At 75.1% G+C, this 15,456-nt stretch carries 11 protein-coding genes; 5 read left to right on the top strand and 6 right to left on the bottom strand.

The features are described from left to right. The 6 genes from EDJALFJO_RS14925 to EDJALFJO_RS14900 form a co-directional block, all read right to left on the bottom strand. Nucleotides 1-1,651 (bottom strand): hypothetical protein (locus EDJALFJO_RS14925; RefSeq protein ID WP_088286577.1); only part of this gene is annotated, 1,651 nt, incomplete at its 3' end. Then, a complete protein-coding gene (locus EDJALFJO_RS14920; protein ID WP_088286575.1) occupies nucleotides 1,648-4,485 on the bottom strand; it encodes a hypothetical protein in 2,838 nt (945 codons plus the stop codon). The genes EDJALFJO_RS14925 and EDJALFJO_RS14920, both read right to left, overlap by 4 nt. After that, a complete protein-coding gene (locus EDJALFJO_RS14915) occupies nucleotides 4,482-4,943 on the bottom strand; it encodes a hypothetical protein (RefSeq protein WP_088286573.1) in 462 nt (153 codons plus the stop codon). Before EDJALFJO_RS14915 ends, EDJALFJO_RS14920 begins: the two co-directional genes overlap by 4 nt. Next, nucleotides 4,940-5,251, bottom strand: coding sequence for a hypothetical protein (locus EDJALFJO_RS14910; RefSeq protein ID WP_088286571.1), 312 nt, complete (start codon nucleotides 5,249-5,251; stop codon nucleotides 4,940-4,942). The genes EDJALFJO_RS14915 and EDJALFJO_RS14910 overlap by 4 nt, the downstream gene beginning before the upstream one ends. A gap of 347 nt (nucleotides 5,252-5,598) precedes the next feature. Continuing rightward, entirely contained in the window at nucleotides 5,599-6,600 is a 1,002-nt protein-coding gene (locus EDJALFJO_RS14905) for a hypothetical protein (protein ID WP_088286569.1), read from the bottom strand. Beyond that, nucleotides 6,597-7,799, bottom strand: a complete 1,203-nt coding sequence (locus EDJALFJO_RS14900) for an NAD(P)/FAD-dependent oxidoreductase (RefSeq protein WP_088286567.1) — start codon at nucleotides 7,797-7,799, stop codon at nucleotides 6,597-6,599. The genes EDJALFJO_RS14905 and EDJALFJO_RS14900 overlap by 4 nt, the downstream gene beginning before the upstream one ends. Nucleotides 7,800-7,876: 77 nt before the next feature. Here EDJALFJO_RS14900 and EDJALFJO_RS14895 point away from each other — a divergent pair, with 77 nt between their 5' ends. The 5 genes from EDJALFJO_RS14895 (at nucleotide 7,877) to EDJALFJO_RS14875 (ending at nucleotide 15,439) form a co-directional block, all read left to right on the top strand. Next, nucleotides 7,877-9,424 carry an FAD-dependent oxidoreductase gene (locus EDJALFJO_RS14895; protein WP_088286565.1) on the top strand — a complete coding sequence of 516 codons (1,548 nt, stop codon included), beginning with the start codon at nucleotides 7,877-7,879 and terminating at the stop codon, nucleotides 9,422-9,424. Between the two features lie 190 nt (nucleotides 9,425-9,614). Continuing rightward, on the top strand, nucleotides 9,615-10,400 hold the full coding sequence (locus tag EDJALFJO_RS14890) for an electron transfer flavoprotein subunit beta/FixA family protein (RefSeq protein WP_088286583.1): 786 nt from the start codon (nucleotides 9,615-9,617) through the stop codon (nucleotides 10,398-10,400). A 122-nt stretch (nucleotides 10,401-10,522) separates the two neighbouring features. Next, nucleotides 10,523-11,521: an electron transfer flavoprotein subunit alpha/FixB family protein gene (locus EDJALFJO_RS14885; protein WP_088286563.1), complete on the top strand. Its 999-nt coding sequence runs from the start codon at nucleotides 10,523-10,525 to the stop codon at nucleotides 11,519-11,521. A 31-nt stretch (nucleotides 11,522-11,552) separates the two neighbouring features. Then, complete coding sequence (locus EDJALFJO_RS14880) at nucleotides 11,553-13,724, top strand: (Fe-S)-binding protein (RefSeq protein WP_088286561.1); 2,172 nt, start codon at nucleotides 11,553-11,555, stop codon at nucleotides 13,722-13,724. Continuing rightward, nucleotides 13,721-15,439 (top strand): acyl-CoA dehydrogenase family protein, encoded by a 1,719-nt coding sequence (locus EDJALFJO_RS14875; protein ID WP_198950312.1) that lies wholly within the window; start codon nucleotides 13,721-13,723, stop codon nucleotides 15,437-15,439. Before EDJALFJO_RS14880 ends, EDJALFJO_RS14875 begins: the two co-directional genes overlap by 4 nt. Nucleotides 15,440-15,456 lie beyond the last annotated feature (17 nt).

Raw genomic sequence — 15,456 nt, 5'->3', positions numbered from 1 at the left:
CGTCGTCCTGCCCGAGTCCGGCGGCCGCCGCGAGGATGCCGAACGCCGGCCGGCCGGGGTCGGCCTCCGCGGGCACCCCCTGGTCGCCGGCCTCGCCGAAGCGGCCGACGAGGAGCCGGCCGCCCGGGCCGCCGGCCCCGACGCCCGACGTCGGCGCCGGCTCGAGGTTCTCGGTGTCGGTCGACCCGTCGTCGCTCGCGCGCTTGCCGCGGCCGATCCGGCGCAGCCGTTCCGGCGTCCCCGGCAGCACCCGGAACAGCGGCCACGCGATCGCCCACGTCGCGGCGCAGACGACGAGCCCGACGCCGACGGTGACCCACGTGTTCATCGCCGTCGCCGAGGCGAGGAGCTGGCCGTACGCGAGCCGGGCGCCGGCGGCGACGACGGACAGCCCGACGCCCGCGACGAGCGCGCCGACGAGCATCCCGATGGCGCGCAGCGCGTACCGCGGCCGGAACAACGCGACGAGCGCGATCGCCGACCACAGGCCCAGGACGAGCCGCACGAGGGTCAGCGCGTACGCCGTCGCGAAGGCCGCGACGGTCTGGAAGCTCGCGGCCCACGTCCACGTGAGCCAGCCGAGCGTCGCGTAGAACAGGCGCGCGCCGTTGTGCTTGCCGGCGAGGTAGCCGTAGGCCCGCTCGTCGTTGGCCTTGATCTGGCCCGCGAGCTGGTCGTAGGCCTCCTTGTCGGCGTCGGCGAGCTTGCCGAGCGCGTCGGAGTCGCGGCCCGCCGCGGCGGCCTCCGAGGTGCTGATCGCGCTCGCGGCGAAGAGCGCGTCGCCGTACTGGTCGGCGGTCGACTCGTTGGGCCCGAAGGTGCCGCTGCGCCAGGTCCGCACGACGATGTTCGAGCGCAGGCTCTCGCCGATCTGCTGCCCGGCGTCGGTCGAGGCGGTCGTCCCGGGCGTCGCGGCGGTGTTCGCCCACGAGACGACGGTGAGGACGGCGTTGTCGACCGTCGGGCCGAGGGTGGCGTTCCACGTCGAGACGGTGACGACGGACATCCCGAGCGCGAGCACGAGGGTCGCGGCCTGCGCGTGGTGGCGCGGCGAGCGCCGGTCCGCGGTCCACACGAGCGCGGCGCCGAGCATGAGCGCGACGATCCAGAAGCCGGGGCGGGCGAAGCCCTCGCCGATCCCGGAGTCGAGCGTCTTCGCGAGCTGGTCCACCGGGTCGTACGTCGCCGGGTCGTAGGCGTAGCGGGACGCCCCGGTCGTCGCGGCGTTGGCCCACACGAGGGTCGACAGCGACGCCCGCGCGAGGGTGCCCGTGAGCCGGTCGTCGAGGCTGATCGTCGCGCTGCAGCCCGGTTCGTAGTCGGGCCAGCTGAACCCGGCCCAGCCGTAGCTCGCCAGGGTGTTCGGCGGCGTGGACGACGTGGGGGCGGTGCCGGGGGCGACCTTCGGCGGGCGCGCGGACGAGGGGTCGAAGAAGGCGCCCGCGACCTCGCCGGGGGCCATCGCCTGCGGGGCGCTCGTGCCGTCGAGGCCGGGGATGCAGTCGACGATCGCCGACCGCCCGGACGACGCCGCGGCACCCGCCTCGGGGCGGGCCTGGGCCTGCCCGGGCAGGGCGAGGCTCACACCCCCGAGGGCCACGGCGAGGAGGACGGCGGCGGTGGTGCGCCGCGCCGTCCGGCGGACGTTCACGCGACGCTCGCTCGCGTCTGGCCGGGGACCGGGCCGGGCGAGCCGTCGTCCTCGCCGTCGCGCTCGACGCCGGTGACGTCGATCGTGCGGCCCTTGGACGGCGGGTTGGTGAGCAGGAGGCGGTGCACGTGCGGGCGGTACTCGCCGTCGAAGGCGACGGTCTGGGTGTTGCCCGAGTGGTCGGTGACGAGGAACTCACCGACGTCGAGGCGCAGCAGGACCGGCGCGTACATCTGGGGCAGGCCGGCGATCCGCAGCGCGGACTGCGCGGCCTCGCCGGTCGAGAGGTTGCCGATGAACGTCGTCCCGACGAGGTTGCCGATCTCGGGGTCGATCTGCTCGATCTTCAACGGGTTCTGGACGGCGAGCAGCAGCGCGGTGTTCGACTTGCGGGTGTGCAGCGAGGCCCGGGCCGCGAGGCCCCGGATCGACTCGTCGCCCCCGATGTCACCGGCCTCCTCGAGGTTGATGAACTTCGGGGTCTGCCCGGAGCCGTACATCATCCGCGTGAGGTACCAGGACGCCGCGCGGGTCATCCCGGCGGCGAACTGCTCGCCCTCGGTCCACTGCCGGCGCGGGACGCCGGGCGTCGGGATCGGCAGGTTGCGCGCGGTGATGATGATGCAGTCGCTGAGCATGTCGGTGGCGGTCTCCCGCCAGCCCTTGGGCGGCAGGACGAGCCGGCCACCGAGACCGGCGGCGGACTCGGTGATCATCCGGGCGAAGACCGTGCCGTCCTTGCCCTCGCGGCTCATCGCGTCGACGGCGGCCCACGGGTCGGTGTCGTAGTCGCCGCCGGCGGCGTTCACCCCGGCCCGGACGACGAGGCGCGCGTAGGGGTTGTCCTCGGAGACCTGCGCGGGCAGCCGGGACATGAACAGCTCGACGGCGAGGCTGCGGCGCTCCTCGCTCGCGGCCTGGACGGCCTGCTCGTACCGGGACTGCGCGGCGTCCGCGGCGATCCGGTGCGCGAGGTCGCCGTCCTCGCCCGCGGGGAACTCGGTCCGCGCGACCGTGAACTCACGCTCGTCCGGGTCCGGGATCTGCCGCCACGGGATGAACAGGCCGTTCGTCGCGTGCTGGAGGTCCATGTCGCGGACCTGGCCGTGCAGGTGCTCCAGGCGCAGCAGCTCGCGCATCTTGCCCGCGGGGTCGAGGGCGCCGCAGTGCTGGCCCTCGCGGACGGCGAGCTCGAAGGTCCCGGCCCCGACGTACGACTTGCCGGAGCCGAGCGTCGCGATGATGAGCTGCAGGCCGGAGCGGCCGTGCTCGGGGCCGTCCTGCGGGTGGAAGTGGAACGGCGTCGCCGCGGTCCGGGTGACGTAGCCGCGGTAGGGGCCCGCGGTGTCGCCGACCCGGGTCGCGACGCTCGGCCCGAACGTCGCCGCGAGCCCGCCGGGGATGGTCCGGACGAAGCCGGTCGGTGCGGCGGCCTCGCCGGGGACGAACTCGCGCAGCGTCTGCCACTGGCCGGCATGCGCGGCGAAGAGCGCGCCCTGGGCCGCGACGGCGGCCTTGACGAACGCGTCGCGGCGCTCGACCGCCTGCTCGAGGGAGTCGCCGAGGACGAGCGCGCGGGTCTGGCCGACGAGCCGGACCCGGGTGTCCGGGAACGGGCTCGTCCGCTCGTCCTCGACCCGGGCGGCGTGGTCCTTGAGGCGCAGCAGGCGGCGCTGCGGCTTCTTGCCCTGCTCGACGAGGTGGTCGATCTGGTCGTCGAGGTGCTCGCGGACCCGGGTCGCCTCCTTGCCGAGGTCGGCGCCGTCGACGACGTCCCACACCGCCGACCACTGGACGGGGTAGTCCAGGGTGCGGGTCCAGGCGAAGAGTGGGTGCCGGACGTCGTCGAGCGCGCGCTCCGGCGTCCTGGACAGGGTCGCGACGCTGGCCCAGACGGTCCGCTCGGCCCCGCCGCGGACGGCGCGGACCTGGACGGCGGGCGCGTACGGCTCGCACGTCGCGTGCACCGGGGCGGTGAACTCCTCGACGGTGTCGGGGTCCCAGCCGGCCGTCGCGGCGTCCAGGCTCTCCGGGGCGACCGGCATGCCGGGGGTGAGGCTGGAGTTCACGAGCCAGGCCAGCCCGCGGGCGCTCATCCGCATCCCGGACAGGCCCGGCCGGGAGACCGACGCGGAGACCCGGTCGAGGGTGCGGGCGACCTCGGCGAGGCGCTCGTCGAGCCCCCGGTAGCCTGCGGCCTCCTCGCCGTCCGGCTCCTGCCCCTTGCCCTTGCGGCCCCAGCGGCCGGAGCCGTTGCCTGAGCCGTTGCTGCCGGAGCCGTTCGGGCTGCTCGACCCGGCCTCGCCGCGGACCCCGAGCGGGATGCCGCTGGGGATCGTCGCGTCGGCGGGCAGGTTCGTCGCCGTGCGGCCGGCGGCGAGGAGCTTCTCGAGGTCCTGGCCGGTGAGCGGCCGGCGGGTCTCGATCCGCACGCCGAGGTAGGCGGCGGGGACCGTGAGGCCGAGGTCGCGGATGCGCTCCTGCATCGCGGTGACCATGTCCTCGAAGGACTCACCGGTGCGCGGGTCCGGCAGCCGGGTGGTCTCGGTGCGGCGCATGTACCACTTGGCCCACGTCGCGTACGCGTACGGGTGCTCGGTGATCCGCAGGTGGATCCGGTGCCCGACGAGGTCGGCCCAGCGGGCCGCGAGCTGGGCGCGGTGCGCCTCCCGCTCGGACGGGTCGGCGAAGTAGTGCCGGGTGGGGGAGAGGGCGAACCAGGCCCAGACGCCGGTCGGCTCGGCGAGCAGGTGCCCGCGGATCGCCCGTGCGGCCAGCGGCGCCGTCGTCTCGGCCGGCCGTGCCCGGCCGCCGCGGCGGAACAGGGGGCTCACCGCGCGTGCCTCACCGCTGTCGAGAACGGCTCGGAGCCGAGGAGGTCGAGGGGGGTGGAGGTCCGGACGACGACCGTCTCGTTCGGCTGGACCGGGCGCGGCGCGCTGAGCTCACCGCGCAGCACCCACTGGTGGTACGACAGGGGGCGCAACGCGTCGACGTGCCTGACCAGGCCGTCGACGAGGGCCCACGCGAGGAGCGGGAAGGCGACCATCGGGACGGCGCGCGACAGGAAGCTCCAGCCGAACGCGAGACCCCAGAGGACCCCGACGACCGACGCGGGCAGGACCGTCCGGGCGTAGATGACGACGTGCTCCATCGGGCGCGCCGGCCACCAGCTCTCCGCTCCCGCCGGGCCGTGCCACACGTACCGGAAGTCGTCGACCTCGTCGTCGACGCCGAGCATCGCCCTGGCTGGTGCCGCCGCGCCGCCCCCGGAGGCCGGCGCCGCGCTCACTGCCCGCCTTGGGACGAGCTCTGGCCGCCGCGCAGGATGATGTCCCGGACGCCCTCGAAGGCCGTCCAGATCGTCGCCCCGCCGAGGAAGACGACGATGATCGTCATCGCGATGGCGAGGTTGAGCCCCGTGTCGGCGTTGCGCCGCGGGGAGCTGCTGTCGGCCCGGGCCACGATCTTGACCGCGGAGATGCACGCGAGGATGCCGATGATCCAGAGGAACAGGCCGATGAGGCCGTCGGCGTTGATCCCTCCCGGACCCTGCGGCGTGGCGGCGTGCAGGGAGGTGGTCAGAAGGTGGTCCCGCATCTCCGGTCCCCTTATAGCGGATCGTTACGCACCGTCGTGGCGCCCGAGTGTGCCCTGGGCTGCTCGTTTGGGCCGAACGGGCGGCAGGGCGCACGTAGAGTAACCCAGAATGCAGCGTGCGGGCAGCGGTCCGTCAGGCCTCGGTCACGATTGTTTGCCCGGCTTCACGCTCAGATGGTGCGAATAGGGCACGCAAAGGGCCACGCGGCGTCCATCGCCACTCACGTCTCGTGATTCGCGACAATCCGTCCGGCGCGCGTCGGGATCGCTGACGGTCACCGTGCGTGGCGGTCGTGGCCCCTGAATGCCACTCACAGCAGCAACAGCAGTCCCGATGATCACACCGGTCACGCTGTCCGGCGTCCCGTCCCGGGCCGCCGGAGCCGGGCCGCCAGCGTCGCCCCGAGGGCCACGGCGGTGGCGGCGGCGCCGACGACGAGGGCGTCCCGGCGCAGCACCGCGGTGAGCCGGTCCACGACGACGGGCGCGACGCCGTCCGAGACGCCCAGGGCGTCCAGCGTCGTCGCGGCGACCGCGCTCCCGAGCCGCAGCCCCGCGAGGAGCAGGGCCATCGCGAGCGTCACGCCGATCGCGAGGACGACGACCAGCCGCAGCCGCTGCCGCGCGAGCAGGACGGCCGCCGCGGCGCAGCCGAGCAGGAGCCACGGCGCCAGACCGGTCAGGGTGTCGAGCCGCCCGACCCACGGCCGGGCCCGCTCGATCGCTGCCGTCTGCGCGACGTCCACGGAGAGGTCGACCTCGGCCAGCCGCAGCGCGACGTCGACCCCGGCGGCCCGTAGCTGTGCCTCGACCCGCTGCCCGACGTCCGCCAGCACCGCTGCGACCGCCGGTGCGAGGTCGAGGGTGACCGTGCCGTCCCGGACGACGACGCCCGGCACCGGCCGGTCGTCCCCGCGCAGCAGCCGGGCGACCTGCTCGTGGCCGGCCCGGTTGAGGCCCGCCCACAGGGTCGCGAAGGCGGGCGAGCGGGTGAAGGCGGTCGCGGCCTGGCCGGCGACGACCTCGACGTCCGGCCGGATCGCCGCCGGGACGTCGGCCCCGAGGTTGCTCCGGACGGCGGAGGCGATCATCGCGGCGACGTCGTCCTGGACCGTGGCGTCGTCCGCGAGCGGGGCGACGGTCGACACGTACCGGTCGGTGTCGAGCAGCTCGTCGCGCACCCACGTGCCGGTGACCCCGACGACCGTGACGAGGACGACGACGGGCACGAGCAGGCCGGCGACGACGGACCGGGTGACCGCGAGCGCCCGGCGGACCCACGCCCGGTGCCGGTCCTCCCGGTCCGGGGCCACGAACCCGTCGGGCAGCAGCTCGGCCTGGCCGGTCACGACGGGCGACCCGCGGGCCGCCCCCCGGGGCCGATGAGCTCGCGCAGGTCGTCGCGCAGGCCGACGACGTCCACCTGGAACGCGGCCCGGGCCGCCCGGGGGCCGACCGCGGCGGACGTCGTGCGGACCGCGAGGTCCCGCAGCCGGCGGCCGTGCCGCCAGTGCGCGAGGCCCGCGAGCCGCTCGGAGTCGCGCTGGACCCGGCGGACGGCGGGCCGCCGCCCGCCGTCGTAGCGGGCGAGCGCGTCCGCGAGGACCTCGCCCTCGGCCAGCTCGAGCGCGAGGACGGCGGCGTCGAGCAGGGCGCTGTTCGCGCCCTGGCCGAGGTTCGGCGGCATCGCGTGCGCGGCGTCCCCGAGGAGGACGACCCGGCCGTCGACGAACGACGAGGTGTGCACCGAGTGGACCTGGTTGACGAGCAGGTCCCGGACGTCCCGCAGGCCCTGGACGGCGCCGGACAGGACCGGGTGCGCGGCGCTCACCGACGTCCGGACGGCGGTGACCCGGCCGGACGCGACGGCGTCCCGGATCTCCTCGGTCGAGGAGGCGAACCAGTACGTGCGCCCGCGCCCGCACGGCACGAGCCCGGCGAGGCCGCGCGGTCCCCAGTGCTCACCGGCCAGCTCGTCCGGGCAGGACATCGGGACCAGCGCGCGCAGGTAGACCGGGCCGGGGGTGTCCTTCGTGCCGACCGCGAGCCGGGCCCGGATGAGCGAGCGGGCGCCGTCCGCCGCGACGAGCAGGTCGGCGCGGATCCGGGTGGCGCCGGGCTCGACGGAGACGGTGACCGAGTCGCCGTCCTGGGCGAGGTCGGCGACCTCGATCCCGGTCGTCACCGCGGCGCCGGCGGCCGCCGCGACGTCCGCGAGGGCGTCGTGGAGCACCTGCCGCGGGACGACGAGCGCCGCGCCGAGCGGGGCGGCCGCCGACGGCACCGCGACGTTGGCGAGGGCCCGGCCGCGGCCGTCGTGGAGGGCGAGGCCGTGCTGCCAGGAGCCCTGGGCGGCGAGCCGGTCGACGACGCCGAGGGCGTCGGCGACGGCGAGCCCGTTCGGCTGGAGGGCGATCCCCGCCCCGACCGCGCGCAGCGACCCGGCCCGCTCGAGGAGCGTGACGTCGTGCCCGGTCCGGGCCAGGAGCGCCGCGGCGGCCAGGCCACCGATGCCGCCGCCGGCGACGACGACCCGGAGCGGTTGCATCCGCCCATGGTCGCCCACCCGGGGCCGTCCGCGCGAGGAGGGTCCACCGAACGGTCAGGTCCTGGTTGGATGCGGCCATGTCGGAACCAGTCGCGCCGTCAGGTCCGGGCCCGCTCTCCGCGAGCGTCGTCGTCGTCGGTTCGGGGATCGGCGGCGCCACGACGGCGCTGGCGCTGGCCCGGCGCGGGGTCGACGTCCTCGTCCTCGAACGCGGCGAGCGGCTGCCCCGGGAGCCGGCGAACTTCTCGCCCGAGGAGGTCTTCCTGCGGCGCCGGTACAAGCCGGCCGAGCAGTGGCTCGACGGCGACGGCCGGGCGTTCGCGCCGGGGGTGCACTACCTCGTCGGCGGCAACTCCAAGGTCTACGGGGCGAGCCTGCCGCGGTTCCGGGAGGCGGACTTCGGCGCCGTCGAGCACCGCGAGGGCACCTCGCCCGCGTGGCCGTTCTCCTACGCCGACCTCGAGCCCTACTACGGGCAGGCCGAGACCCTCTACAAGGTCCACGGTGCGACGGGGGAGGACCCGACCGAGCCCTGGCGCAGCACGCCGTTCCCCTACCCGGCGATGTCCCACGAGCCCTACGTCGCCGACCTCGCCGACCGGCTGCGCGCGCAGGGTGTGCATCCGGCGTCCAACGCGATGGGCCTGGACCGGGTCGAGCCGGGCGCGGAGGGCACCGGCGCGTGCGTGCGCTGCCGGACGTGCGACGGGTTCCCGTGCATGTACGGCGCGAAGTCCGACGCCGAGACCTGCGCGCTCGCGCCGGCGCTGGAGACCGGGCTCGTCCGGCTCGTCACCGGCGCGCAGGTGCGGCGGGTCGTGCTCGACGGTGACGGCCGGCGGGTCGACCACCTCGTCGTCGAGACCGCGGACGGCGTCACACAGGTGCGCGGCGGCCGCTTCGTGCTCTCGGCGGGCTCGGTGAACTCGGCGGCACTGCTCCTGTCGTCCCGCGGCGACGCGTGCCCGGACGGCGTCGCGAACTCCAGCGGGCTCGTCGGCCGCAACTTCATGATGCACAACAACGCCCACGTCGCCGCCGTCGACGCGAACCGCCGCAACGACGTCGTGTTCCAGAAGACGTTGTCCGTCAACGACTTCTACCACGACGGCGGCGACGGCTACCCGCTCGGGACGCTCCAGCTCATCGGCAAGGTCCAGGGCTCGATGATGAAGTCGTGGGCGACCCGGACTCCGCGGCTGCTCCTCGACGGCATCGCGACCCGCAGCGTCGAGTGGCTCGTCATGACCGAGGACCTGCCGGACCCGCAGAACCGGGTCACCGTCGACGGGGCGGGCCGGATCACGACCGCCCGGACGGCGCGGAACACGCTGCCCTACAAGGAGCTCCACCGGAAGGCCAAGGCGCTCCTGCACGGCGCGGGCTACGACGCGGTGTTCACCCAGTGGTTCGACATCTCGATGAACAGCCACCAGTGCGGCACGGTCGTCGCCGGGGCCGACCCGGCGACGAGCGTGCTCGACCCGTGGTGCCGCAGCCACGACGTCGCGAACCTGTGGGTCGTCGACGGCGGCTTCTTCCCCTCGTCCGCGGCGATGAACCCGGCCCTGACGATCGCCGCGCAGGCGCTGCGGGTCGTCGCGGAGTCCGACCTCGCCTCGTAACGGGGGCGGTAGGGGGACTCACGTCCGGGTTACCGACTGGTAGGCGACTCCCGTGCGGCCGTACGCGGACGAAGGGGTCAGAGGTCCCGACCGGCGCGGGCGGACGGGAACCTACGGTCGAGCCCGATGGCACCGGACGGGCCCGCTCCACCCGGCAGGGCCCGTGATCCACCCAGGAAGGCGGGTGCACATGCACGTCGTCGTTCTCGTCAAGCACGTCCCCGAACCCACCGCGACCTGGTCGTTCGCCGACGACCTCACCCTGGACCGCGCAGCGGTCGAGGGCCGGCTGTCCGAGCTCGACGAGTACGCCGTCGAGCAGGCGGTCCGGCTCGTCGAGTCGGGCCTCGACGCCCGCGTCACCTACCTCACCCTCGGCCCGGCCAAGGCCGTCGAGGGGCTGCGCAAGGCGCTCTCGATGGGCGGCGACGACGGCGTCCATGTCGTCGACCCCGCCGTCCACGGCAGCGACGCGCTGGCCACATCCCTCGTCCTGGCGAAAGCGTTGCAGCACATCGGGTTCGACCTCGTCCTCGCCGGGATGGCCTCGACCGACGCCGAGATGTCGGTGGTCCCCGCGATGCTCGCGGAGCGGCTCGGTGTCCCACAGGTCACGTTCGGCGGGGACCTCGCCGTCGACGCCGCCGCCGGCACCGTCACGGTGCACCGCGACGGCGACGACGCCACCGAGGAGGTGGTCGCCGCGCTGCCCGCGGTCGTCTCCCTCACCGACCGCACCGGCCAGCCGCGTTACCCGTCGTTCAAGGCGATCATGGCGGGCAAGAAGAAGCCCGTGCAGACCCTGACCCTCGCCGACCTTGGCGTCGCGCCCGAGCAGGTCGGCGCCGCCGCGGCCGGGGTCGTCGTCCGCTCGGTCTCGGTGCGCCCGCCCAAGCAGGCCGGCCAGGTCGTCGTCGACGACGGCACGGCGGCCGCGGTGGTCGCCGACTTCCTCGTCGCCCGCGGCTTCGCCTGACCGGCAGCCTTCCAGACCCACCACCCATCACCCGGCACCCGGCCGGCGCCGCGACCCGTCGCAGCGCCCGGCCGGCGACGCCCCGATCCCGCACGTCCGCCCCAGCGCCTCAGGAGCCCGTCGTGTCCGACCCAGCCCCGCAGGTCCTCGTCCTCGTCGAGACGGTCCCGGCCGACCCGGCCACCGGCCGGCCCGCCACGGTCCGCCGTCCCTCGCTCGAGCAGCTCACCGTCGCGCGCCGGCTCGGGACGCCGGCCGCCCTCGTGTGCGGCCCGGCCGACGACGACGTCGTGGCCGTCCTCGGCCGGCACGGGGCCGCCACGGTGTACGTCGTCGACGCGCCCGAGGTCGGCGGCTACCTCGTCGGCCCGAAGGTGGACGCCGTGACCGCGGTCGTCGCCCGCGGCGACGTCGGCTGCGTCCTGGTCACCTCGAACGCCGAGGGCAAGGAGGTCGGCGGCCGGGTCGCGGTCCGGCTCGGCTCCGGCATCGTCACCGACGCCGTCGACGTGCAGGCCGGGGACGGCGGCCCGGTCGTGACCCAGGCCGTCGTCGCCGGGCAGTGGCTCGCGACGAGCCAGGTGGTCCGCGGGGTCCCGGTGATCGCCGTCCGGCCGAACGCCGCCCCGGTCGAGCCCGCCCCGGTGCAGGCGGTGGTCGAGAAGGTCGACGTCACCTTCGCCCCGGCCTCGCTCGGTGCCCGGGTCGTCACCCGGACGCCCCGGGCCGCCACCGGGCGCCCGGAGCTCACCGCCGCCCCCGTCGTCGTGGCCGGCGGCCGCGGCGTCGGCTCCGCGGAGGGTTTCGCCGTCGTCGAGGCGCTCGCCGACGCCCTCGGCGGTGCGGTCGGGGCGTCCCGGGCCGCGACCGACGAGTCCTGGTACGGCCACCAGTTCCAGATCGGCCAGACCGGCAAGACCGTCGCGCCTGCGCTGTACGTCGCGGCAGGCATCTCCGGCGCCATCCAGCACCGGGCCGGCATGCAGAGCGCCCGCACAGTCGTCGCGGTGAACAAGGACGCCAAGGCCCCGATCTTCGCGCTCGCCGACCTCGGTGTCGTCGGCGACCTGCACACGCTGCTGCCGCAGGTCGTCGCCGAGATCGCCAGACGCCGGGCCTGACGGCAGGGGGACGGAGGCGATGACGCGGGGAATGACGTTCCGGCTGCTCGTAGGGCTGCTCGTCACGGCGGCCGCGCTCGCGCTGGCCGGTCGCCGGCTGCACGTGCTGTACCGGCTCGGCCGGCTCGCGCAGCCGGTCGCGCCGGGACGCACGACCGGGGCGGCCGCGGTGCTGCGCGCAGAGGTCGTCGAGGTGCTCGGGCAGCGCCGGCTGCTGCGCTGGACCCTGCCGGGCCTCGCGCACCTGCTGACGTTCTGGGGCTTCCTCCTGCTGGGCCTGACGATCGTCGAGGGGTACGGGGCGCTGTTCGTCCGCGACTTCGCCCTCCCTGTCGTCGGGCGGCAGGCCTGGCTCGGGGCGCTCGAGGACACCGTCGCGCTCCTCACCCTGGCGTCCGTCGTCGTCTTCGCCGCGATCCGGCTGCGGCACGCGCCGGCCCGCGAGGGCCGCCGCTCCCGCTTCTTCGGCTCCCACCTCGACGGGGCCTGGCTCATCCTCTTCATGATCACCAACGTGGTGTGGACGCTGCTCCTCTACCGCGGTGCCCAGGTCAACACCGGGTACTTCCCCTTCCGCAGCGGCGCCTACGCGTCCGAGGCGGTGGCGCGGCTGCTGGAGCCGCTGGGGGAGCGCGGCAACACGGTCGTCGAGCACGTCGGTGTCGTCCTCGCTGTCACGGTCGTCATGGTCTTCCTCGTGCTCGTCGTGCACAGCAAGCACCTGCACATCGGGGCGGCGGTCGCCAACGTCGCGCTCGCCCGCCGGCCGCGCGCGCTCGGCGCCCTGCAGCCGGTGCGCTCCGGCGGCCGCGAGGTCGACTTCGAGGACCCGGGCGAGGACGACCTCATGGGCGTCGGCAAGGTCGAGGACCTCACCTGGAAGGGGCTGCTCGACCTCGCCTCGTGCACCGAGTGCGGTCGCTGCCAGTCGCAGTGCCCCGCGTGGAACACCGGAAAACCGTTGTCGCCCAAGCTGTTCGTCATGGGCCTGCGGGACCACGCCCTGGCCAAGGCGCCGTACCTGCTCGCCGCGGACGACGCGGCGCGGGCCGCGCTGCCGGACGCCGCGCGCGCCGAGGGCGAGCGGCCGCTCGTCGGCACGGCGCAGGAGAACGGCGTCATCGACCCCGACGTGCTGTGGTCGTGCACCACCTGCGGGGCGTGCGTCGAGCAGTGCCCGGTCGACATCGAGCACGTCGACCACGTCGTCGACCTGCGCCGTCACCAGATGCTCATGGAGTCGGCGTTCCCCGAGGAGGCCGGCATCATGCTGCGCAACCTCGAGCACGCCGGCGACCCGTGGGGCCGGGGCGGCGGGCACCGGCTGGAGTGGGCCGAGCCGTTGCCGTTCGAGGTGCGGGTGCTCGGCGACGACGGGGCGGACCGGCTGCCGGACGACGTCGAGTACCTGTTCTGGGTCGGCTGCGCCGGCGCGCTCGACGACGCGGCGCAGCGGACCACCCGGGCCGTCGCGACGCTGCTCCACGAGGCCGGGGTGTCGTTCATGACCCTCGGCGGCGCCGAGACCTGCACCGGCGACGCGGCTCGCCGCGCGGGCAACGAGTTCCTCTTCCGGATGCTCGCCCAGGCGAACGTCGAGACCCTCGACGCCGTCGGCGCCCGGCGCATCGTCGTCACCTGCGCGCACTGCTTCAACGCCCTGGCGAACGAGTACCCGCAGGTCGGCGGCCACTACGAGGTCGTGCACCACACCCAGCTGCTCGCCGACCTCGTCGCGTCCGGCCGGCTCACCCCGGTGACCCCGGTCGAGACGACCCTGACCTACCACGACGCCTGCTACCTCGGCCGGCACAACCGGATCTTCGCCCCGCCGCGCGAGCTGCTCGGCGCCGTCCCCGGCGTCCGGCTGGCCGAGCCGCCCCGCACCCGCGAGCGGTCGTTCTGCTGCGGCGCGGGCGGCGCCCGGATGTGGATGGACGAGACGATCGGCACCCGGATCGGCCACGAGCGGGCCCGTGAGCTGCTCGAGCTGTCGCCCGACGTCGTCACCGCGGCCTGCCCGTTCTGCATCCTCATGCTCGGCGACGGCGTGGCCGCCCACCTCGGGCCCGAACCGGCCCGCCCCGTCGAGGTCACGGACGTCGCCGAGATCCTGCTCCGCTCCGTGCTCCCCGCACGCGCGGCCGAACCCGCACCCGAACCCGCAGAACCCGCAGAACCCGCCGGAGGTACGACGCCATGACCGCGACCCAGCCGGACGACACGCACCTCATGGGCGGCGAGGGGCTCGACGTCGGGACGCTCAACCTCATGCTCGAGGCGCTCGGCGACTTCGTCGAGCAGGAGCTGCCGGCCGACCGCCAGCTGCAGCTCGACCACGACGACGTCTGCCCCGAGGACACCGTCCGCGCGATGAGCGGCGACGCGCTCGGCGTCAACCTCGTCTTCGTCCCCGAGGAGTACGGGGGCATGGGCGGCGGCGCCTTCGACTCCTACCGGGTCTGCGAGCGGATGGCCCGGTTCGACATCGGGCTCGCCACCGCGGTCTTCGCGACCTTCCTCGGCAGCGACCCGATCCTCGTCGGTGCGACCCCCGCGCAGAAGGAGACCTGGCTCGGCCGGATCGCCTCCGACGGCATCGTCTTCGCCTACGGCGCCACCGAGCCGGACGCCGGCAGCGACCTCGGGGCGCTGCGGACGACGGCCACCCCGGTCGTCGAGGACGGCGCGGTGACCGGGTACCGGATCACCGGGCGCAAGCAGTGGATCAGCAACGGGTCGATCGCCGACGCGGTGACCGTCCTCGCGCTCGCCCCCGGCGGCCCGTCCTGGTTCGTCGTCGAGAAGGGCACGCCGGGGTTCTCCTCCTCCCCGCCCGAGGACAAGCACGGCATCCGGCTGTCGAACACCGCGGCGCTCGTCCTCGAGGACGTCCTCGTGCCGGTGGAGCACCTCGTCGGAGGCGTCGAGGGCCGCGGGCTCGTCGAGGCGCAGCAGGTCTTCGGCTACACCCGGCTCATGGTCGCGGCCTTCGGCCTGGGCGGCGGTTGGTCCGCCCTCGACCGTGCGATCGACTACTCGCAGCAGCGGGAGCAGGGCGGCGCACCCCTGGCGCGCAAGCAGGGCTACACGCACAAGCTCGTCGTGCCGCACGCCGTCCGGCTCGAGGCGGCCCGCGCGATCGTCGAGGAGACCGCGACCCGGATCGACGCCGGGCAGGGTGCGGACGGCGCGCTGAACACCGAGGGCGCGATCGCCAAGTACATGGCGACCGAGGCGGGCAACGCCGCCGCCGACGCCGCGATCCAGGCCCACGGCGGCTACGGGTTCACCCGGCCCTACGTCGTGGAGAAGATCCGGCGCGACGTCCGGATCACGACGATCTACGAGGGCACCTCCGAGATCATGGAGATGACCGTCGCGCGCGACCGCTGGCAGGCGCACCTGAAGTCGCGAGGGGCGTTCTACCGGGACGCCGCGACCGCCCTCGACGCCCTGCACGGCACGCACCCCGACGTGGGCGCCGGCACCGCGGCGCTCGCGAGCCGCTGCCTGGCCGAGGTGCTCGAGGCGTGCAGGACGGGCCGGCTGACCCGCAACCAGCACGTGCTGCTGCGGCTCGGCGAGCTGGTGTGCGCGGTCGAGACCGCGGCCGCGTTCGCCCGCAAGGCCGCCGCGGCCGCGGACGGCACCCTCGCCGACAAGGCCGACCGCCGGTTCGACGCGGCGGCGCTCGCCACGATGAGCCGGGTGTTCGCGCGTGAGGCCGCGCTCCGGGTCGCCGACGACGGCGTCCGCTGGGTCGTCGGCGCGGCCGACGCACCGGCCTCCGGCGGGGCGGTGGACGCGGCGGCGCTCGCCGCCGCGCTGCCGCTGGACGCCGTCCGGGCGGCCCAGGCGGGCCTGGTCACCGACCTCGACCGGGTCGCCGACGTCCTGTACGCCCGCACCTCCTGACCCCGATCCCACGTACC

It is taken from the genome of Kineosporia sp. A_224, assembly GCF_002198655.1.
Classification (GTDB): domain Bacteria; phylum Actinomycetota; class Actinomycetes; order Actinomycetales; family Kineosporiaceae; genus R-H-3.
The sequence above is the reverse complement of the archived record's forward strand: the minus strand, read 5'-3'. Positions and strand labels throughout refer to the sequence as shown.